The 19,007-nt window shown below is 67.4% G+C and carries 15 protein-coding genes; 8 read left to right on the forward strand and 7 right to left on the reverse strand.

The genetic code is table 11. The features are described from left to right. Window positions 1-35 precede the first annotated feature (35 nt). Both G7Y82_RS15410 and G7Y82_RS15415 read right to left on the reverse strand, forming a co-directional pair. A complete protein-coding gene (locus tag G7Y82_RS15410) occupies window positions 36-1,331 on the reverse strand; it encodes a TolC family protein (protein ID WP_168149029.1) in 1,296 nt (431 codons plus the stop codon). A gap of 147 nt (window positions 1,332-1,478) precedes the next feature. Continuing rightward, the gene (locus G7Y82_RS15415; RefSeq protein WP_168149030.1) at window positions 1,479-1,883 is read right to left on the reverse strand and encodes a hypothetical protein; all 405 of its coding nucleotides are present in this window, start codon (window positions 1,881-1,883) and stop codon (window positions 1,479-1,481) included. A 229-nt stretch (window positions 1,884-2,112) separates the two neighbouring features. Here G7Y82_RS15415 and G7Y82_RS15420 point away from each other — a divergent pair, with 229 nt between their 5' ends. Together G7Y82_RS15420 and G7Y82_RS15425 are read left to right on the forward strand one after the other, a co-directional pair. Further along, entirely contained in the window at window positions 2,113-3,390 is a 1,278-nt protein-coding gene (locus G7Y82_RS15420) for an ammonium transporter (protein WP_168149031.1), read from the forward strand. Window positions 3,391-3,483: 93 nt separating this feature from the next. Next, complete coding sequence (locus tag G7Y82_RS15425; RefSeq protein ID WP_168149032.1) at window positions 3,484-3,783, forward strand: hypothetical protein; 300 nt, start codon at window positions 3,484-3,486, stop codon at window positions 3,781-3,783. 14 nt (window positions 3,784-3,797) lie between these two features. On the opposite strand, the gene G7Y82_RS15430 is transcribed toward G7Y82_RS15425, so the two are convergent. Further along, window positions 3,798-5,285 carry a protein adenylyltransferase SelO gene (locus G7Y82_RS15430; protein WP_366515677.1) on the reverse strand — a complete coding sequence of 496 codons (1,488 nt, stop codon included), beginning with the start codon at window positions 5,283-5,285 and terminating at the stop codon, window positions 3,798-3,800. Between the two features lie 125 nt (window positions 5,286-5,410). Here G7Y82_RS15430 and G7Y82_RS15435 point away from each other — a divergent pair, with 125 nt between their 5' ends. Next, window positions 5,411-5,587, forward strand: coding sequence for a PLDc N-terminal domain-containing protein (locus G7Y82_RS15435; RefSeq protein ID WP_168149116.1), 177 nt, complete (start codon window positions 5,411-5,413; stop codon window positions 5,585-5,587). Between the two features lie 3 nt (window positions 5,588-5,590). Here the strand turns inward: G7Y82_RS15435 and G7Y82_RS15440 are convergent, their stop codons facing one another. Further along, window positions 5,591-6,574, reverse strand: a complete 984-nt coding sequence (locus G7Y82_RS15440) for a ketopantoate reductase family protein (protein WP_168149033.1) — start codon at window positions 6,572-6,574, stop codon at window positions 5,591-5,593. Between the two features lie 77 nt (window positions 6,575-6,651). On the opposite strand from G7Y82_RS15440, the gene G7Y82_RS15445 reads away from it, so the two are divergent. The 3 genes from G7Y82_RS15445 to G7Y82_RS15455 all read left to right on the forward strand — a co-directional run bounded on the left by G7Y82_RS15445 (window position 6,652) and on the right by G7Y82_RS15455 (window position 13,521). Then, on the forward strand, window positions 6,652-9,906 hold the full coding sequence (locus G7Y82_RS15445; protein WP_168149034.1) for an adenylate/guanylate cyclase domain-containing protein: 3,255 nt from the start codon (window positions 6,652-6,654) through the stop codon (window positions 9,904-9,906). 77 nt (window positions 9,907-9,983) lie between these two features. After that, complete coding sequence (locus G7Y82_RS15450; protein WP_168149035.1) at window positions 9,984-10,760, forward strand: outer membrane lipoprotein-sorting protein; 777 nt, start codon at window positions 9,984-9,986, stop codon at window positions 10,758-10,760. A gap of 31 nt (window positions 10,761-10,791) precedes the next feature. Next, window positions 10,792-13,521: an MMPL family transporter gene (locus G7Y82_RS15455; RefSeq protein ID WP_206370751.1), complete on the forward strand. Its 2,730-nt coding sequence runs from the start codon at window positions 10,792-10,794 to the stop codon at window positions 13,519-13,521. A 12-nt stretch (window positions 13,522-13,533) separates the two neighbouring features. Here the strand turns inward: G7Y82_RS15455 and G7Y82_RS15460 are convergent, their stop codons facing one another. Then, window positions 13,534-14,049 carry a redoxin family protein gene (locus G7Y82_RS15460; protein ID WP_240954351.1) on the reverse strand — a complete coding sequence of 172 codons (516 nt, stop codon included), beginning with the start codon at window positions 14,047-14,049 and terminating at the stop codon, window positions 13,534-13,536. A gap of 234 nt (window positions 14,050-14,283) precedes the next feature. Here G7Y82_RS15460 and G7Y82_RS15465 point away from each other — a divergent pair, with 234 nt between their 5' ends. After that, window positions 14,284-15,132 carry an SDR family oxidoreductase gene (locus G7Y82_RS15465; protein WP_168149037.1) on the forward strand — a complete coding sequence of 283 codons (849 nt, stop codon included), beginning with the start codon at window positions 14,284-14,286 and terminating at the stop codon, window positions 15,130-15,132. 129 nt (window positions 15,133-15,261) lie between these two features. Continuing rightward, on the forward strand, window positions 15,262-15,765 hold the full coding sequence (greB, locus tag G7Y82_RS15470) for a transcription elongation factor GreB (protein WP_168149038.1): 504 nt from the start codon (window positions 15,262-15,264) through the stop codon (window positions 15,763-15,765). Here greB and G7Y82_RS15475 read toward each other — a convergent pair. Beyond that, entirely contained in the window at window positions 15,762-16,457 is a 696-nt protein-coding gene (locus G7Y82_RS15475; protein WP_168149039.1) for a hypothetical protein, read from the reverse strand. The two genes, greB and G7Y82_RS15475, sit on opposite strands and share 4 nt — an antisense overlap. Further along, window positions 16,454-18,886 carry a Calx-beta domain-containing protein gene (locus G7Y82_RS15480; RefSeq protein WP_168149040.1) on the reverse strand — a complete coding sequence of 811 codons (2,433 nt, stop codon included), beginning with the start codon at window positions 18,884-18,886 and terminating at the stop codon, window positions 16,454-16,456. Before G7Y82_RS15480 ends, G7Y82_RS15475 begins: the two co-directional genes overlap by 4 nt. Between the last annotated feature and the right edge of the window lie 121 nt (window positions 18,887-19,007).

Genomic DNA, 19,007 nt, shown 5'->3' on the forward strand with positions numbered 1-19,007 from the left:
GGCCAGCACGGCTGGCGTCAGAAAAGGTGTGCGGATCATGGCTGGAGGCTTGCGTTCGTATCGGGGGCGAGCGCCGTCATGCGGTCGACGGCGGCCAGCGTGCGGTGGTAGTCGGCGACATTCGTCAGCCATTCCTGCTCGAGGTCGAGGCGCGTCTGCTGCGCGTCGAGCAGGTCGATTTGCGAATAGCGGCCGTTGGCGTAGCCACGGCGCGTCAGCATCAAGGCCTCGTCGGCCTGTGGCAGCAGCACGCTGCGCAGCGACTCGGCCATCGTCCGTGCGTGACGCAACGCCTGGACGAAGTCGTAGAGCACCGTTTCGCTTTCGACGGCGGCGGCCTGGCGATCGACGGCGACGCGATCGCGCAGTGCTTCAGCCTCGACAATCGCGCCCTGGTTGCGGTTGCTGATCGATAACGGCAACAGCAGCGAGGCGACCAGTGCATAGTCGCCGCTGCCCTGCAGGCGACGGACGCCGGCGCTGAACCGCGGGTCGTCGTTCGACTCCTGGCGAGCCAGGCGCAGCTGTGCCTCGCGAAGCCGCTGTTCCACGTCGTAGCGCGCATAGTCCGGACTGCGCCGCAGGCGTTCGAGCAGTGCGGTGTAGTCCGGTGCGTCTGGAAGCTGGCCCAGTTCGCCGTCGGCGCGCTCGAACTGCGGCACGGTTTCGCCCCACTGCGCACCGAGGCGGCGGCGCTGCGTCGCCAGCAGATGCTCGTAATGCTCGTGTTCGAGCTGAACACGCTCGAGCGCGATACGGGCGCGATTGACCTCCAGGCTTGATGCTGCGCCGATCGCGACGCGGCGCTTGGCGGCCGCCAAGGTCTGCTCGGCATAGCCGACACCGCGTGCGGCGAGCGCCAGCTGCGCCTGCGATTCGATGACATCGAGGAAGCGACGCGTGGTTTCGGCGACGACGTCGAGTCGCGCCATGATCTCGGTGTGGTCGAGCTGCGCGAGCCGGGCATCGGTGACGCCGATTCGGGCCTGACGCTTGGCGATACGCTGCCAGGCGATGGTCAGACGTAGCGTTGCCTCGATCGAGTCGGCGCCGCGATAGGGGCCGGTGCCGCCGAAATTTTCAAGCTCGATGCCGAGTTCGGGGCGTGGGCCGAGACCGGCTTGCAGGCGCTGGCCGCCGGCTGCGGCTCGGTCGTAGACGAAGCGCGCCAGCTTCGGATTGGCCTTGATTGCAAGTGCCGTGGCGTCGGCCAGCGTCAACGGCCCGCTGGGGTGTGGCGCCTCCGGTGCCGGGCTGGCGGCTGTGGCCGCCATCGCAAGCCCCAGCAGCAGCGCGAGGCCGGCCGCGGGGCGACAACATGAGGACAGCATGGGGGAACTCCCGACTGTGATGCAGGCGTCCGCAGATCGCGGACGAGGCGGACGTACGTCAGGTGTGACGTCGCCCGTCGGTGGACACGCGCATGCGCCAGCGTCCGCTTCGACAGCGGACGCCGCGGCTGCGGTGGTCGTCGGGATTTAGCGCGGTGGGCCGCGCAGCGGTGGGGGGAGTTGAGGGCTTCGGTAGCGGTCGCCGGGTGGCGCCGCGGCTTCGGGGTGCGGCAGCCGCAATGCCGGACGCAGCAGGGCCAGTAGTGGCGGCAGCAGCAGAATCAGCGCTAAGCCCCAATCCGGCAGTGGCACTGGCAGGGGGGCGGTGCCGCCATCACCGAACATGCTGACGTCGTGATCCTGATCAGCGGCCAGATGCGGGGTCGCGGCACTGGCGACATAGGTCACCGGCATGATGCGGCCGTCGTCCATCGTCAGCGCAGTGTTCAGGTGCTGATGCCAGTGCAGATCGACGATGCGCACGACGCTGATCGCCCCCAACAGGAGGACGAGGAGCAGCGTGACGGGCATTGAGCCGTGGCGGCGCTTCATCGGGCTTCAGGCGGTCGTGCGGATCCGGAACACGGCGATTGTAAGGCATGATGCGCGCCGGATCTGGCGCTGAAGTGGCGCGGACGCCATTCGCTGACCGGCGTGAAAGGCTGGCATCAAACGTGCTGGGGGTTTCCCCGACGGATCGACACCGATTTCGACTTGGGGGAATGACGTGCGCCACTGCCTTCGCGGGCTGTCGTTGCGTGCCGCTTTGCCGGCCGCCTTGATGTTTGCGTTTTCGCTGCCGGCTTTCGCCGACGCTCCGGCCCGACCGCATCTGGTGCCGTTTTCCGAAATCAGTGCCGGCGATACCGCCTGGATGCTGTCGTCGACGGCCCTGGTGCTGTTGATGACGATTCCCGGCCTGGCGATGTTCTACGCCGGCATGGTGCGCAAGAAGAACGTCCTAGCCACGGCGCTGCAGAGCTTCTTCATTACCGCGCTGGTCTCGGTGCTGTGGGTGATCGTCGGTTACAGCCTGGCGTTCACGCCCGGCAGCCCGTGGATCGGCAGCCTCGACCGCTTCGCGCTACAGGGCATGGAATATCTGAAGGACGCCGGCAAGCTGTCGGTGAGCCACATCGCGCCAACGATTCCCGAATCGGTGTTCGTGATGTTCCAGATGACCTTCGCCATCATCACGCCGGCGCTGATCGCCGGTGCGTTCGCCGAGCGCATGCGCTTTGGCGCGATGGTGTTGTTCATGGCGCTGTGGTCGCTGCTGGTCTACGCGCCGGTCGCGCACTGGGTCTGGGAGCCGACCGGTTGGCTGGCCAGCCTCGGGGCGATGGACTTTGCCGGCGGCACCGTCGTGCACATCAATGCCGGCGCTGCCGGCCTGGCCTGTGCGTTCATGCTCGGCAAGCGTACGCACTACGGCAGCGAGCCGTTCATCCCGTTCAACCTCGGCTTCACGATGATGGGCGCGTCGCTGCTCTGGGTCGGCTGGTTCGGTTTCAATGCCGGCTCGGCGGTGGCCTCCGACGGTCGCGCCGGCATGGCGATGCTGGTCACGCAGACGGCGACGGCGATGGCGGTGCTGGCCTGGTGCACGATGGAATGGCTGATCCGTGCCCGCGTGTCGCTGCTCGGTGCGGTGTCCGGCGCGGTTGCCGGTCTGGTCGCGATCACGCCAGCGTCCGGCTTCGTCAACGTCGGCGGTGCGCTGGCGATCGGCGCTGCGGCCGGTGTGGCCTGCTACTGGGGCGCGACCGGTCTCAAGCGCATGCTCGGCGCCGACGACTCGCTGGACGTGTTCGGCATTCACGGTATCGGCGGCATCGTCGGGGCCTTGCTGACCGGTGTGTTCGCCGACAAGAACATCTGCGGTGCCGACGGCAACATCGTCACGCAGGCAATCGGGGTCGGCGCGACGCTGCTCTACAGCGGCGTGATGTCGTTACTGATTCTCGTCATTCTCAAATACACCGTCGGGCTACGCGTCACGGCGGACGAAGAGCTTGCAGGCCTCGATCTCTCGCTGCACGGCGAGACGATTCCCTAGCCCCGCAAGCCAACGAAAAGCAGTCCCGTGCATGGAGGAGAACGTGCGTCACCGTAGCGACCGGCCCGGGGCCGGTCGACTGGAGATCTCGTCATGACCGAAAACGAAGCACTGTTGATCGCCACGCGGCTCTACGTGCGCATGCGCGCGAACGGCGGCCGCGTCATCGATGCGGTGTGGATCACACAGAACGCCGATTACGCGCGTGAAATCCTCAGGCTGGCCTATGCGCACAGCGACGATGAGGTGCAACGCCTGGCGCTCAAGCTCGAGGAAATGCTGTTCGGTGCGGTGCAGCCGCGTAGCGCTATCGCACCGGCCGCGCCGCGTGAGCCGGCCGCGTCTGCCGCAGCACCGAAAGGCATCAGCAAGTACATCGGCGTATTGCGCTGACGCGCGAGGCGCGGTTACGACGAGCAGCTGACCTCGATGTGGCGCGCGTCGGGCGGCGGCTCGGCGGCGTAAGCGTCGAAGCCGGGCTGTTCGTCGAACGGCCGGCGCAGCACCGTCAGTAGACGCTCGATCTCGCTGCCGTCGTTGTCGCGCTCGGCCGCTTCGATCGCCCGCTGTGCCAGATGGTTGCGCAGCACATATTTCGGATTCACCGCCTGCATCGCCACGCGCCGGACGTCGTCGGCCAGGCCCTGCGCACGCAGCCGTGCCCGGTAGTCGGGCAGCCAGGCATCGAACGCCGCCGGGTCGCGCATTTCGTCACGCAGCGGGCCGGCGCTGCCGTCGGCCATCGGCACGTCGCCGAGCAGGCGGAAGCTGCGCGTGAAGTCGTTGTGCGATTGGTGCAGCAGCGTCAGATAGCGGTTGATCAGCTCGACGTCGCTGTCGCGTGCGTCCTGCAGGCCGAGCTTGGCGCGCCAACTCGCGGTGGCTGCAGCGGAAAAGATCGGGCCATAGGGCTCAAGCAGGCTTTCGGCGATCTCGACCGCGCGGTTCTCGTCGTCGGCCAGCAGCGGCAAACAGGCTTGCAACAGCCGCGAGCAATTCCAGTAGCCGATGCCGGGCTGCTGGTCATAGGCGTAACGGCCGCCTTCGTCGCTGTGATTGCAGACGTGATGTGCATCGAAGGCATCCATGAAGCCGTAGGGGCCGTAGTCCAGCGTCAGTCCGAGCACCGACATGTTGTCGGTGTTCATGACGCCGTGACAGAAGCCGACGGCCTGCCACTGCGCCATCAGCTGTGCGGTGCGCCGGACGACCTCTGCCAGCCAACGTGCGTAACGGTCCGGCGTGCCGGACAGCTCGCCAAAGTGCTCATTGATGACGTAATCGGCCAACGGTGCCAGATGCTGTGGCTGATTGCGGTAATAGAACACCTCGAAGCTGCCGAACCGCACCAGCGATGGGGCAACCCGGCAGATCACCGCGGCGCGCTCGATGGTTTCGCGACGTACGCGGTCGTCGGCGACGATCAGGCTCAGCGCCCGCGTTGTTGGAATGCCGAGATGGTGCAGCGCTTCGCCGGCCAGATATTCACGGACGCTGGAGCGGATCACGGCGCGGCCGTCAGCGAAGCGCGAGTACGGCGTCTGCCCGCTGCCCTTGAGCTGCAGATCCCAGCTGCGGCTTTCGCGATCGCGCAACTGGCCGAGCAGGATCGCGCGGCCATCGCCGAGCTGCGGCACGAAGCTGCCGAACTGATGTCCTGCATACAGCGCCGCGAAGGGAGCGCCACCGGGCAAGGCGCGATTGCCGGCGAAGATGTCGGTGAACGCATCGCTGTCGAGATCGGCAGGCTCGAATCCGAGTTCGGCTGCCAGTTCGCGATTGACGTGCAACAGCCGCGGCGCTTGCAGCGGCGTCGGCTCGACCCGGCTGCCGTAGGTCGGGCCGAGTGCGGCGTAGCGGTTGTCGAGCGGCGGTTGGTCGAGCGTGAAAGTCACGATGCACGAGCGGCGAGGGTGGCCGGTCACTCTAACGCCGACGGCGGTGCGTTGCTGGTGCTTCCGTTCAGCTGGCTCTGCTATAAATCGTTTATCGAGACCACGGGGACGGAGCGGACATGCATATGGAATACGGCGGCTTGTGGGGTTTGATCGTCTTGATCGCCGACATCTGGGCGATCGTCAGCATCGTCCAGAGCGGCGAGACCACCGGCAAGAAGGTGCTGTGGATTCTGCTGGTGCTGTTCCTGCCGGTGCTCGGTTTCATCATCTGGCTACTTGCCGGGCCCCGCGGACGCTGACGTTCATACACCCAGCTCGCGGCGCAGCGCCGCCGCCGATCGATACGGCGGCGGCTGCAGTCCGTGCAGGGCCTGCACCTTGTCGACCAGCGCGGCATTGAGCGGCGCGTCGAGGCCGTGCGCGCGGGCATGGCGAACGATTTCGCCGTTGAGTTCGTCGACTTCGGTCGGTCGCCCCGCTGCGATGTCGGACATCATCGACGGATAGGCGCGCTCGCGCAAGCCGTTGCGGCGTCGGGCCACCTGCCACGGCAGTTGACTGCGACCACGCAGCAACGCGCGGTAGAGCGTGTACGGCACCGGCATCGGCAATGTGAACGCGGTGTCGGTGCGGCGCAGGATGCCAACCGCCTCGTCGAGTACCGCGGCGTAGACCTGGCGCAGATCGCCGGCGCGAAACAAATCCTCGAACGTCGCATGCGTCAACGCGCAGACCGCGTTGGCGAGGTTGATCAGCAGCTTGCCCCACACGCCACGTTCGCCGCGGGCGTGGTCGATGGCGACGCCCGGCGCGGCGAACGCCCGGCGCAGTCGCGCGTCGTGGCCGCTGATGACCAGATGTGCGCGTGTGGTCAGCTCGGTGTGCAGCGGCGCCAGCCACTGCGCGTTGAACATGACCGAGACCGCCACGATGGGCGCGCCCGGCAGGCGTTCGCGCAGCTGCCGGGTTGCTGACAGGCCGTTGAGCGTCGAAACCACCGTGCAGCCGGGCGGCAGCGGCGGCAGGGCGTCGAGCAGCGCCGTGAGTTGCGGATGCTTGACGGCGATCACCAGATAGTCGACGTCGTGCAGGTCGAGGACACTGCGTAGCGGTGGGCGCGGTACGCACAGGGCGCCGCCATGGCGGTCGACACGCAGCTGCGTCAGTGCCTCGAACGCGGCACGATCCTTGTCGCGTGTGTAGAGCTGCACCGGTTCGCGACCGGCGGCCGCGGCCAGCGTAGCCAGCGTCGTGCCGACGGCGCCGGCACCGATGAACATCATCATGAGCGAATGGCCTCCCTGCGGGGCTGATACCCTTGCATGAGGGACCGCGGCAGACAAGCGGGGGAGGAGTCGCGACGATGAAGGCCTGTACGAGCTGTCACGCGCAAAACGCGGTCGATGCGCGTTACTGCAATCAGTGCGGCACGCGCTTGGGCGACGACGGTGCGGCGCCGGCGGTCGCTGCCTATACGCCGCCCCACCTTCGCGATGGCGCGCTGCGCTCGGCGGGCATTGCCGGCGAGCGCAAGCAGGTCACGGTGCTGTTTGCCGACATCAAGGGCTCGACGCGGCTTGCCGAGCAAGCCGGTGCGGAACGCTGGCACGCGGTGCTCGACCGCGTTTTCACGTTGCTCGGTCAGGCTGTGCATCGCTACGACGGCACCATCAACCAATATACCGGCGACGGCGTCATGGCCCTGTTCGGGGCACCGCTGGCGCTCGAGGACCACGCCCTGCACGCAGCGCTGGCGGCGCTCGACATGCAGCAGCTCGTGCGTCGCTATGCCGACGATCTGCGCCTGGCGCACGGACTCAACCTGTCGATGCGGATCGGCCTCAACAGCGGCGAAGTCGTGGTCGGCCGCATCGGCGACGATCTGCGGCAGGACTACACCGCGCAAGGGCCGACCGTGCATCTGGCGGCGCGCCTTGAAAGCCTCTGCGAGCCGGGGCGCGTTTACGTGTCGCAGGCCAGCGCCCGGCAGCTCGAAGGGTATTGCCGGCTACGCGCGCTGGGCGCGGCGCAGCTGCCCGGTTACGACCAGCCGCAGGCGGTGTTCGAACTCGAAGCGGTCGAACGCTCGCCCGCGCGTCTGCGACGGAGCTTGGCGCGCAGCGATTCGCCCTTCCTCGGGCGGCAGCACGAGTTCGAGCGTCTGCGCGCCGCGCTGCAGGCCGTGAGCGACGGTCGTGGGCGGGTGCTGGCCGTGGTCGGCGACGCGGGCCTCGGCAAGTCGCGCTTGTGCCATGAGTTCACCGAACAGTGCGCGCGCGACGGCATTGTCGTGCATCGCTGCAGCGCCGTGCCGTACGCGCGCCGCGTGCCGCTGCTGCCGGTGCGTGAACTGCTGCGCAGTCGTCTCGGGGTGCCGGCCACGGCCGACGACGCACAGGCCCGGCAGTGGATTGCCGGCGCGCTGGCGCTGGAGGGCTCGGAAGCGGTGCAGATGCTGCCGCAGGTGCTTGAGTTCCTCGGTATCGCCGAGGCGCCGCTGCGTGGCGCGGTGGAGGCGCCAGCGGATCTGCAGGCACGCATGCTCGATCTGCTGGCCGAATATCTGTGTTGCGGACCGCGCAAGGTGCTGCTGGTCGAGGATCTGCATTTTCTCGACCCGGCGACCGAGGCCTTTCTCGAACGTCTGGCGCAGGCGGCGCGGCGCGCGTCGTGTCTGCTGCTGCTGAACTACCGGCCGCAGGCTGTGCTGGCGCGTATTGAGGTGGACGAGACGTTGCGGCTGCGCGCGCTCGACGACGCCGACCTGCGCGCGCTGGCGAGCACGTTGCTTGGCCCCCATCCGTCGCTGCAAGCGATCGTCGACACCTTGGTGACGCGAGCCGCCGGGCACCCGTATTTCGTCGAGGAAGCGGTGCTGGCGCTGGCGGACGGCGGTTGGCTGCAGGGCACGCCACGAGCCTGGACACTGGGACGTGCGCTCGATGCATGGCCACTACCCGACAGCGTGCAGGCGCTGCTGGCGGCGCGCATCGACCGGCTGGCACCGGCGCTGCGCGCGCTGCTGCAGACCGCGGCGGTGATCGGCCAGCAATTCGATGCGGCGCTGTTGGCCGCGGCTGCGCGCGAGGACTTGCATGCGGTCGAGGCGCAGTTGCAGGCGCTGGCCGACGCCGGCCTGGTGCGCGCCGAGGCCGATCACTGGAGCTTCGTGCACCCGTTGCTGCAGGACGTGGCCTATCGCACACAGCTCGATGTCGCACGCCGCGCCGTGCACGCGACGCTGGCCGGCCTGCTCGAACGGCGACACGGCGCGGCCGATGCGCCGCATGAGGTCTCCGAGCAGCCCTGCGAGGCGGCGACGGCGATCGCGTATCACTGGCGCCGCGCCGGCGAGATGGCGCGCGCCGGTCGCTGGGGGCTGCACGCTGCGCAGTGGATGCAGGCGCGCAATTTCGATACGGCCACCGAGCTGTGCCGCACCGCGATCGCCGATCTGGATCGCGCTGGCGACGATCTGCAGGTCCGCGCTGCTGGTGTGCGCGGGCGTGCGATGTTGATCCGTCTGTCGCAGTTCTCGGCGGTCGACGATGACGAGATCGAGCGTGCGTACCGCGACGCGCAAAGCTTGGCCGCCACCGATGCCGCCGGACAGATCGAGCTGCAGCTGTCGTACGGCAATCGCCAGCTGTATCTGGGCCGCGCCGATGCCGCCGCACAGATTCACGAGCAAGCCGTGACCCGGGCCATGGCCTCCGGGCAGGCGGCTCTGATCAACCGCTTCCGGCTGACGGTGCTGATGTCGTTTCACGGCGCCGGTCGGCTGCGCCAGGTGCTGACGCTGCTCGATCGCGCCGGTGACGACTGGCGCAGCCGGCCGGTCGACGCCGAGAACTACATGTCGCGCGCGTATTACGGAATGATGATCGGCTGGATGGGACAGCTCGACGCGGCGCGCACGCATCTGCGCGATGCGATGCAGGTGGCGGCGGTCGAAAATGGCCGTGCGATGAGCTGGATGCATCAGGGCCTGGTCGATCTGGCGCTGCTCAGCGGCGAGTTTTCGGCGGCGCTGCCGGCCGCCGAGACCGGCATGCGCATTGCCGCTGACGCCGGCAGCCCGTTTCTGCGTGCGCTGGCGCTGCGCGCCTATGGCCTGGCGCTGGCCCTCGACGAGCAATGCGACGAGGCGGTCGACGCCTTGCGCGAGGCACTGCCGGCCACGGCGCCCGGCGCGCTGGCGCATGCCTATCAGGCGCCGACGCTGGCAACACTGGCGCTGGTTGAACAACTGTCGGAGCACGACGCCGTGGCACGGCAGCTGGCACAGCAGGCATGTCACAGCGCGCGCGCTGCGGGCTCGCGCGTTTGGGAAATCCTGGCGCTGCTGGTGTGGTTGCGGGGTGTCGGCGACTCGGCTTCGCGTGACGAGATCGGCACGGCGTTGCAGCGCGTTCGCGAACTACTGGATTTCACCGGCGCCGACGGCTTGCGGCCGTGGCTGTCGCTGGCCGAGGCGCAGCATGATCCGGCCAACGCCGCGGCGCTGGCCGAGCGGGCCCGCGCCGGTTTCGTCGCGATCGGTGCGCAGGCCTATGCCGAGCAACCGCCGTTTGCGCATTGGCCGGCGGTCTCTGGTGGCGCTGACGTGCCGGCCTGAGCGCCGGCCGGGCCGACAATGCGAGAATCAGGGAGCGGTGGCGGGGCATCGGCCACCCGCACGGACCGGGGAGTGAGATGAAAAAGACAATCAGCGTGGGCCTGTTGGCCCTGGCGACGGCCTGGGGACCGCAAGCAATCGCGGCGACGGCCGACTCGATCACCGCCTGCATGCGCGCCAATGTGCCGAAGTCGCTGACGGTGCGGCAGGTCCAGCTCGACGCCAGCGATGCCGAAGGTCACACGCGGACGCTGCACGGCCGCTTCTATGCAACGCGCGAAGACGACCGCCTGCGCGCGATGATCCGCATTTCATCGCCGTCCGATCTGGCCGGCGCCTCGTATCTGCTGCGCGAGCGTGACAGCGGCGACGAGATGTACATGTACATGCCGGCACTGCAGAAGGTGCGCCGCATCACCGGCGGTGCGGTCGACGGTTCGTTGTGGGGCACGGATCTGTCCTATGCCGACATCAAGCAGATCGGCAATGTCTTCGACGGGCGTCAGCCGACGCTGGAGCCGGACACGACGCTCGACGGTCGTGCCGTGCATGTGCTCAGCGTCACGCCCGGCGACGGCGAGAGCGCCAAGTTCAGTCGCGTGCAGGCCTGGGTCGATGCCCAGCACTGTGTGGCGCTGCGCGTCGATTTCTACGAGGGCCAGACCGTGCGCAAGCGCCTGAGCGTCGACCCCAAGGATGTACGCCAGGACGGCGCGTACTGGTACGCCTCGCAACTGCGCGTGCAGGACCTGTCGCAGAAGACGCAGACGATCCTCAAGGTGCTCGACGTGCAGGCCGACGATTCGCTGGCCGGCCGTTTGTTCAATCCCGGCACGTTCTACGTCGGCAACTGATGAGCGCCCGCCTGCGCGGCACGGAGTTGCGATGCAGCGCCTGATTGCCTGGATCGCGACGCGGCCGTGGACGGTATTGCTGATCACGGCGCTGCTCGGCATTGCCGCGACCTTGCTGCTGATCGATCCGAAGACGCACGGATTGCGTCTGGCGATCGACCCGTCGATCGAGCGTCTGTTGCCGCCGAACAATGCCGAGCGTGCGCTCTACGATCGCATGCGCCGCCAGTTCGGCGACAGCGATGCCGTGATCGTCGCCGTGCAGCTCGACGATCTGTACACGCCGGCCGGCATGGCCAAGGTCGAGGCGCTGACGCGTCGCTATCAGAAGCTGCCCGGCGCGGCGGGCGTGATCTCGCTGGCGACGGTGCCCAACCCGGTTGCCGACGGCGACGATCTCGATGTCAGCACGTTCACGCAGCAGGCACGCGAGCATCCCGAGCGCATCGCCGGCTTTGCGCAACGCATCGCCGCCAGCCCGCTGTTCCGCAACACGCTGGCGTCGAGCGACGGACGCCAGGCGGCGTTCGCGATCCTGATGGGCGATCTCGATGCGCGCGCGTTCATGGCGGCCGACTATCCCGGACGGATTCGTGCGCTGACGCATGAAGTGGTCGGCGATGCGCCGCTGTGGATCACCGGCCGGCCGATCGGCGCCGCAGCGACCGCGCGGGCCTTGATCGATGCGCTGAAGTTCACCGTGCCGACGGTGTTCGCGATCATCGTCGTGCTGCTGTTCGTCGCGTTCCGCGACTGGCGGGCGACGCTGGCGTCGACGCTGACGGTGGGTCTGACGCTGGTCGGCACGCTGGCGGTCGCCGTGCTGCTGCGCATGCCGTTCAATCTGGTCACGGCGATCGTGCCGGCACTGGTCGTGACGCTGGGGCTGTCGTACACCATTTATCTGCTGTCGGCGTTCTACGATTCGTTCGCCAAGCCGTGGATCGGTCATGGGCACGCGCGCACGCGCTGGGTGATCAACCGCGCCGGCATCGGCCTGATGTTGTCGGGCGCGACGACCGCCGCAAGCTTTCTGTCGCTGCTGATCAGCAGCCTGCCGGCGATTCGCAACTTCGCAGTCCTGGCAGCGGCCGGTTCGGTGATCGGGATGATCCTGACGCTGACGTTCCTGCCGTCACTGCTGGCCGTCAGCCGCTGCGCGCGCGATACGCGGGCGCCGTCGGCGACGCGCTGGTTCGCCGGCGCCGCGCGCTGGCTGGCGGCCTTCGATCAGCGCCATCGGACGCTGATCATCGCCATCGCATTGCTGCTGATTCCGGTCGACGCCTTGCTCGCTTTGCGCATCCACGCCGGCGCCGAGTTCAGCAAGAGCTTCCCGCAAAGCTCGGTGGTGCGTCGCGACTACGAGCGCATCAATGCCGACTTCAACGGCGCCAACGTCATCTCGATCTTCATCGACACGCACGTCAACGACGCGTTGACGGATCCGGCGCAGGTCGCACGGCTCGACGAACTCGAACAATGGTTGCGCCGCCAGCCGGAAGTCGGTTCGGTCGTGTCGTACGTCGATCATCTCAAGCTGCTCAACCGCGCGTTCAACGGCGACGATCCACAGCACTATGCGATCCCCGACAGCGCCGCGGCGATCAAACAGTTGCTGATCTTTGGTGGCGGCGATGCGATTCGCCACGTCGTCGACCCGCAATTCCGCTCGGCGGCGATCACCTTGCGCATCAAGGTCGACGGCTCGCGTCAGGTCGATGCCTTGTCCAAGCGCATCAGCGAGCGACTGGCGACGATGCCGCCGCCGCTCAATGGCGTCGTCACCGGCTCGCCGATCCTGGCGACGCGCACCGTGCAGGAGATCGTCTCCGGGCAGTTCTATTCGATCGTCATCGCCAGCGTCGCGATCTGGCTGCTGCTGTCGGCGATGTTCTCGTCGCCGCGTGCCGGTTTCATTGCGCTGCTGCCGACCGTGGTGCCGGTGGCGATCTACTTCGGCACGCTGGGCCTGCTCGACATCGCGTTGTCGCCGACCACCTGTCTGATCGCCTGCATCGTCATCGGCATCGCCGTCGACGACACCATCCAGTTTCTTGCGCGCTTCAATGCCGACGCACGCGCCGGTGCCGACGAAGGGCCGGCTGTGGCCAGTGCGCTGGGCGCGGTGCTGCGGCCGGTGACGCTGAGCACGATCGCGCTGTGCTCGGGCTTCCTCGCGTTTGCCGGCAGCACCTTGTCGACACAGGTGCAGTTCGGCTTGCTGTCGGCATTCACGCTGTTTCTGGCGTGGATCATGAACATCACGTTGACGCCGGCGTTGGGCTCGAAGCTGCGCATCGTCACGTTCTGGGATCTGCTGCGCGTCGATCTCGGCGAGTCGCCACAGCACACGATTCCGCTGTTGTCCGGACTGTCGCTGCGCCAGGCGCGCGTGTTCGCGCTGATGTCCAAGCTCGAGAAGCATGCGCCGGGCACGCGCGTCATCGAGGAAGGCGATCAGGCGCGCGACATCTATGTGGTGGTCGACGGCCAGCTCGAGGTTTGGGTCGATCGGCACGGCGAGCACAAGCACCTGACGACGCTGGGCCGCGGCGCGACGGTCGGCGAGGCGGGCTACTTCGGCCAGCGCCGCACGGCGAACGTGCAGGCGACCACCGACGTGCGTCTGCTGCGTTTCGACTCGCAGGACATCGAGCGCCTGCGTATTCGTTACCCGCGCGTTGCGGCCCTGGTGCTGCGCAACCTCAACCGGATCCAGGCCGAGCGTCTGGCGCGTGCCACGGCGATGCTGCAATAGCGGCGATGCGGGTCAAGGTGATTCGGCGAGCAAGGCGTCGATGCGTGCTTCGATCGCTCGCGCGCGACGGTCGCCGGCATGGGTCTCGCCGACGAATACATCGCGGACGATGCCCTGGCGGTCGATGAGGTAGAACGCCGGCCAGTATTGATTGCCGAGCGCTCGCCAGTACGAGCCGTCGTTGTCGATCATCACGGGATTTTCGATGTGGAATTCGTCGACCTTGGCGAGCAGACGATCGCGCTGCCGCTCGATCGGCAATTCCGGTGTGTGAACGCTGACGATCGTCAGGCCGCGCGTCTGGTAGCGGGCATTGAGCGCATTGAGCCACGGCGTCGTGTGATAGCAGTTCCAGCACTCGAAGGCCCAGAAATCGACGAGTGTGACATGGCCTTTCAGGTCGGCAACGGTCAGCGGCGCCGAGTTGAGCCAGTCGGCGCGCGACGTGTGCGTGAACGCTGGCAGCGGCCGGTCTGACGGTGCTGCGCGCGCACTGCCGGCAGCGCCAAGCAGGGCGGTCAGCAGCATCACGACTAGACCTCGTCCGAACGGTGTTTTGACGGCAACGGGCATCGGCTCAAGCTCCAGGGGCATCCGCAACGCAGTCTGCGCGCCGCTGCGCTGCGGCACGATTCCCCGGCGTCCGCCGATCGTGACCGGACGTCCGCCACGGCCAGGGCCGACAGGCGCCGCAATCGCCGCTACGATCTGCACCAGGACAAGGCTGGCCATCCGGACCGGCTTCAATATGAGGAGAGCACTGTGAGCTTGAAAGGCAAGACGCTGTTCATTACCGGTGGGTCGCGCGGGATCGGTCTGGCGATCGCGGTTCGTGCTGCGCGTGACGGCGCCAACGTTGCGATTGCCGCCAAGACTGCCGATCCGCATCCGAAGCTGCCCGGCACGATCTACAGCGCGGCCGAGGAGATCGAGCGCGCCGGTGGCAAGGCGCTGCCGATCCTCTGCGACCTGCGCGACGAAGCGCAGCTGGCGGCGGCCGTCGAGCAGACCGCATCGACCTTCGGCGGCATCGACATCCTCGTCAACAATGCCAGCGCGATTTCGCTGACCGGCACGTTGGCGACCGATATGAAGAAGTACGACTTGATGAACGGCATCAATGCGCGCGGCACCTACATGGCCGGCCGCCATTGCATCCCGCATCTGAAGCGGGCCAGCAACCCGCACATCCTGACGTTGTCGCCGCCGCTCGACATGCGCACCAAGTGGTTCGCACCGCACGTCGCCTATTCGATGGCCAAGTACGGCATGAGCCTGTGCACGCTGGGCTGGGCCGAGGAGTTCCGCCGAGACGGCATCGCCGTCAATTCGCTGTGGCCGCGTACCGCCATCGCCACCGCCGCGATCAAGATGGTCGGTGGCGACGCGGCGATGAAAGCCTCGCGCACGCCGGAGATCATGGCCGACGCGGCGCACATCATGCTTTGCAAGCCGTCCCGCGAATTCAGCGGCAACTTCTGCATCGACGATATCGTCCTGCACGAAGCGGGCGTGCGCGACTTTTCGTCATACGCCGCCGTGCCCGGCACCCCCGAATCGCAGCTTGCCCCGGACTTCTTCCTGCCCGACGATCTGCCGCGCGTCGGCTGAAAAACAGCTTCAACCACAGATTTCACAGATTTCACAGATTTCACAGACATCGGCATGAAGCATTTTTACGTTTTTTCTCTGTGTCATCTGTGTAATCTGTGGTTTTAGATCCGTTGCGCTTTGCTGCCCATGTCCCGTTGGCGTCCGCCGTCCGAGAAATCATCGCCGTACATCACCGCCGAAGGCCACGCACGGCTGAAAGCGGAGTTCGAACAGTTGTGGCGGGTGCGCCGGCCGGAGGTCGTGCGCGCATTGTCTGCGGCTGCTGCCGAGGGTGATCGCAGCGAGAACGCCGAATACCAGTACCGCAAGAAGGAGCTGCGCGAGATCGATGCGCGGCTCAAGTATCTGACGCGGCGGCTGGAGGACGTGAAAGTGGTCGAGCCTCAGGCGCGCGGCGACGGACGCGTGTTCTTCGGCGTCTGGGTTGAAGTCGCCGACGAGGACGGCGAGGCCCGCCACTTCCGCATCGTCGGCGCGGACGAGACCGATACCTCACGCGGCTGGATCAGCGTCGACTCTCCGGTCGCCCGCGCATTGCTCGGCCGCGCCGAAGGCGATTCGGTGAAAGTTCACCTGCCGGTCGGCGAGGTCGAGTACGAGATCGTCGCGGTGCGCCAGACCGCTGCCTAGAAACGCCACTCGATCCGACTGCTCCAGGCGCGTACGCCGTTGTCTTGCGTCGGTCGATACAGTTCGACGCCGGTGCCGACCGACAGATGGGTGCCCAGATCGAGCATCAGCGAGGCGCCGAGCAGAATGCCGAAGCCGTCGCGGTTGCCACCGATGCGATGTCCATCGACCTCGTAGTGTCTTGTGTCTCGCCAGTAGAAAGTGCCGCTGCGGGCTTGCAGGTGCAAGGCGCGGTAGCGCGGACCATCGAGGCGCATTGCGAGGTAGACGGCGTCACCGGCGACGGGGCGTGCTGCGGCCACGCGCTGGGTCAGGGCCACCGGATCGGTTCCCGGTGCGCTGACGACGGCGATGTCGTAGGCGCCGAGGTTCGTGTAGCCCAGCTCGGCGGCAACGAACGGCGTGATGCGGTAGCCGCCGTACAGCGACCAGAGAAACGAGGAGCGGTCGACACCCGCGATCGCTGCGGTTCCTTCCGACGACAAGTCCTGTTCGATCTGGTCGCTGCGTCGCCCGGTTTGCGAGCGGCCGGCCTGAAGGCCCAGGTAGAGGTGATCGCTCCAGGCCCGCGCCGGTGCGGCGGCCGACGCCGCAGGAAGCGCCTGGGCGCCGGCCGTGACGCTCAGCAGCAGACCGGCCGTGGCCAATGACCAGCCCCAGGGCGGGCGCCGGCTATGTTCGCGGCCGCTCATCCCGCGCGACGCCGCAGCAAGCCGAACCCCGCCAGGATCAGCAGCGAGAGTGTGCCGAAGGCGCCACCGCCGGAGTCTTTGACGACGATGGGTTCGGTCGGGGCGAAGTCGTCGTTGACGATGGTGAGCGTCGCGCCGGCCGGGGTGTCGAGTGTGGCGCCCTGGGCATGGTTCAGCGTCACGTTGACGGTTCTGTCGGGCTCCACCGTGCTGTTGTCGGTGGTCGGCACGAGGATGCGCTTTGGCGTGTCGTCACCGTCCGCCCAGGTCAGCGCGCCGCTGACGGCGGTGTAGTCCTGGCCGTCGACCGCGTTGCCGCCGCTGGTCGTGAAGTCGACGCTGGCCACGCCGTCGCTGCCATTCGTGCGCAATACGACCAGCTCGCCTTGCGCCCCTTCGGCAGCGCTGTAGCTGGCGGTGCTGAAGGCGATCGTGCCGTGTGCAGCGGCTGGGGGCGCGTCGTCGTCGAGGATGGTGACCGTCGACGTGATCGGTGCGCCCAGCGTGGCGCCGCCGCTCGGGGTGTCGAGCGACAACGCAAACGTCTTGCTCGGCTCGGCCGTCTGATCGTCGATGATGGGGACGCTGATCGTCTGCGGCGCGGCGTCACCGTCCGGCCAGTTCAGGGTGAGATCGACAGCCCCGTAGTCGCTGCCGGCGAGGGCCTCGTGGTCCGCGGTTCGCACATGCACGCTGATGTCGCCATCGCTGCCGCCGATGCGGCTGACGGTCACGACGGCAGCGCCGCCGTTTTCGGCAACGCTGTAATTCGCTGCGCCGAATTGCACGCTGCCGGGCAGGACCGTGCCGCTGTCGACGCTCGTGCTCGTCGTCGCCAGATCGTTGCCGGCGTTGCGGTCGTATTGGTCGCCGTTGATGCGGGCGCTGGCGGTGGCGGCGGCCACGCCGGGGGCGGCGCGCGCCGCAATCGTCAGCGCGGCCGCGGTGCCACCGGGCGCAATGACGGCCTCGTAGCGGCAGTGCACGGGACCGGTGCCTGAACAGGTCCAGCCCGGGCCGTTCGCGTTGTCGAAGGCCGCGCCGGACAGCGAGACGTCGGCCGTCAGTCCCGTCGACTGGCCGGGCACCGTCTCGGTGGCGGCGGCATGCCGGTTGTCGATGAACAGGGTGTAGTCGATCTCCTGGCCCGCGGCGGCCGTCGCCCGGCTGCCTTGCAATGCGGCGTTGAGGTCGATGTCCTCGGTGCTGGCGAAGCGCTGCACTTGGCCAAAGCCTGCACCGGTCCAGTTCTCACTGGCCACGACGACATTGCCGTCGCGGTCCATGGCCGCAGACGGGGCCGATGTACTGATCATCGCGGGATGTTCGGCGCCGATGCTGTTGCCATCGGCGCCGTAAAGGCGTGTATGAACTCGCGGTCCGCTTCCGCCGACCCAAGCGATGGCGAAGTCGCCTTGAGGGCGCATGGCAATCGACGGATAGAATTCGAAGTTCGAGAAGATGTCGGTCGAGTCCGGCGTGTTGACGACCCAGGGATCCCCCAACGCGGTTCCGGACGCGTCGAAGCGGCGCGCCAGCAGATCACCGGAGGGCGAGGGTTTGCGCCATGCAACGACGAACGCCCCCAGCGCATCGACGGCGACGACCGGCTTGTCGAGTGTCGTCGGCGAGGGCTGCGGATTGACCGGGATGGGAGCGCCCAGCGGCGTGCCGTCCGCGTTCAGGCGTTGGGCCAGAATCTGCCATTCGGTATTGCCGTCTGCATCGGCATCGCTATGCCCCCAGACCACGACTGTCGCGCCGCTGGCGTTCGATGCGACATCGAGCAGGATGCCCGTCGAGTGGTCGTCGAGTTGAGTGTCCGCGCCGCGCGTGCCGTCCGCTTCAATGTGACGGATGCGGACCGAGTGGCTCTGCTGATCGGCCGCCCTGACCAGCGACGCGACCGCTAAATTGCCCTGTGCGTCCATCGCCAGGCGTGCAGAGAACAAGGTGCCGGAATTCACAAGCGCCTGGGGTAGTGCGGTGCGAAGCTGATCGTCCGCATCGTAAAGCGCGAGCTTGTATCCCATCGCTGAGGTGATCCAACCGATCGCATAGCCACCGTCGGCGTCGAAGGCGATCGACGGTAAGCCTTCCAGTGAGTTTCCGGCGGTGGTGCCGACCTGAAACGCGTCGCCGCGCGGCGTACCGCCTGCGGCGAAGTGTTGTGCCCAGACCTGCCCCCCCGGAATCAGCCAGGCCGTGACGAAACTGCCATCCGGTGCGATGGCCACATCCGGGTAACGATTGGTCGCGTCGGCGTCGCCGAACGGCACGCTGTAAAGCAGCGTGCCCGGCGATGGTGTCGCCAATACGGGCGTCGCGATCAGCAGCAGGATGGCGCCTATCCATGAGCGCCTCCGGGTGGGTCCGAAGATCGTTGTCGCTGGCGTCGGGCACTGGTGTGCCGTCTTGATCCCTGTCATTTCCCGCTCCCTGAAGAGGCGCTCGGATGAGGCCGTTAGACTCAGGAACGCAATACCGCGGCGAAAGCGGCCACCGGGCGCATAAAAGACCTATATCGGCCGCCGCGCTTGCGGCACACTG

The sequence above is a fragment of the Solimonas marina genome (assembly GCF_012241385.1).
Taxonomy (GTDB): Bacteria; Pseudomonadota; Gammaproteobacteria; order Nevskiales; family Nevskiaceae; genus Solimonas; species Solimonas marina.

Excerpts from the sequence above, each read along its gene's own strand:
- G7Y82_RS15460 (WP_240954351.1), bottom strand. The coding sequence starts at position 14,049 with ATGCTGCTGACCGCCCTGCTTGGCGCTGCCGGCAGTGCGCGCGCAGCA.
- G7Y82_RS15435 (WP_168149116.1), top strand. The coding sequence starts at position 5,411 with ATGGAATACGGCGGCTTGTGGGGTTTGATCGTCTTGATCGCCGACATC.
- G7Y82_RS15445 (WP_168149034.1), top strand. The coding sequence starts at position 6,652 with ATGAAGGCCTGTACGAGCTGTCACGCGCAAAACGCGGTCGATGCGCGT.
- G7Y82_RS15455 (WP_206370751.1), top strand. The coding sequence starts at position 10,792 with ATGCAGCGCCTGATTGCCTGGATCGCGACGCGGCCGTGGACGGTATTG.
- G7Y82_RS15475 (WP_168149039.1), bottom strand. The coding sequence starts at position 16,457 with ATGAGCGGCCGCGAACATAGCCGGCGCCCGCCCTGGGGCTGGTCATTG.
- G7Y82_RS15410 (WP_168149029.1), bottom strand. The coding sequence starts at position 1,331 with ATGCTGTCCTCATGTTGTCGCCCCGCGGCCGGCCTCGCGCTGCTGCTG.
- G7Y82_RS15425 (WP_168149032.1), top strand. The coding sequence starts at position 3,484 with ATGACCGAAAACGAAGCACTGTTGATCGCCACGCGGCTCTACGTGCGC.
- greB (WP_168149038.1), top strand. The coding sequence starts at position 15,262 with ATGTCCCGTTGGCGTCCGCCGTCCGAGAAATCATCGCCGTACATCACC.
- G7Y82_RS15415 (WP_168149030.1), bottom strand. The coding sequence starts at position 1,883 with ATGAAGCGCCGCCACGGCTCAATGCCCGTCACGCTGCTCCTCGTCCTC.
- G7Y82_RS15480 (WP_168149040.1), bottom strand. The coding sequence starts at position 18,886 with ATGACAGGGATCAAGACGGCACACCAGTGCCCGACGCCAGCGACAACG.
- G7Y82_RS15440 (WP_168149033.1), bottom strand. The coding sequence starts at position 6,574 with ATGATGATGTTCATCGGTGCCGGCGCCGTCGGCACGACGCTGGCTACG.
- G7Y82_RS15450 (WP_168149035.1), top strand. The coding sequence starts at position 9,984 with ATGAAAAAGACAATCAGCGTGGGCCTGTTGGCCCTGGCGACGGCCTGG.
- G7Y82_RS15420 (WP_168149031.1), top strand. The coding sequence starts at position 2,113 with ATGTTTGCGTTTTCGCTGCCGGCTTTCGCCGACGCTCCGGCCCGACCG.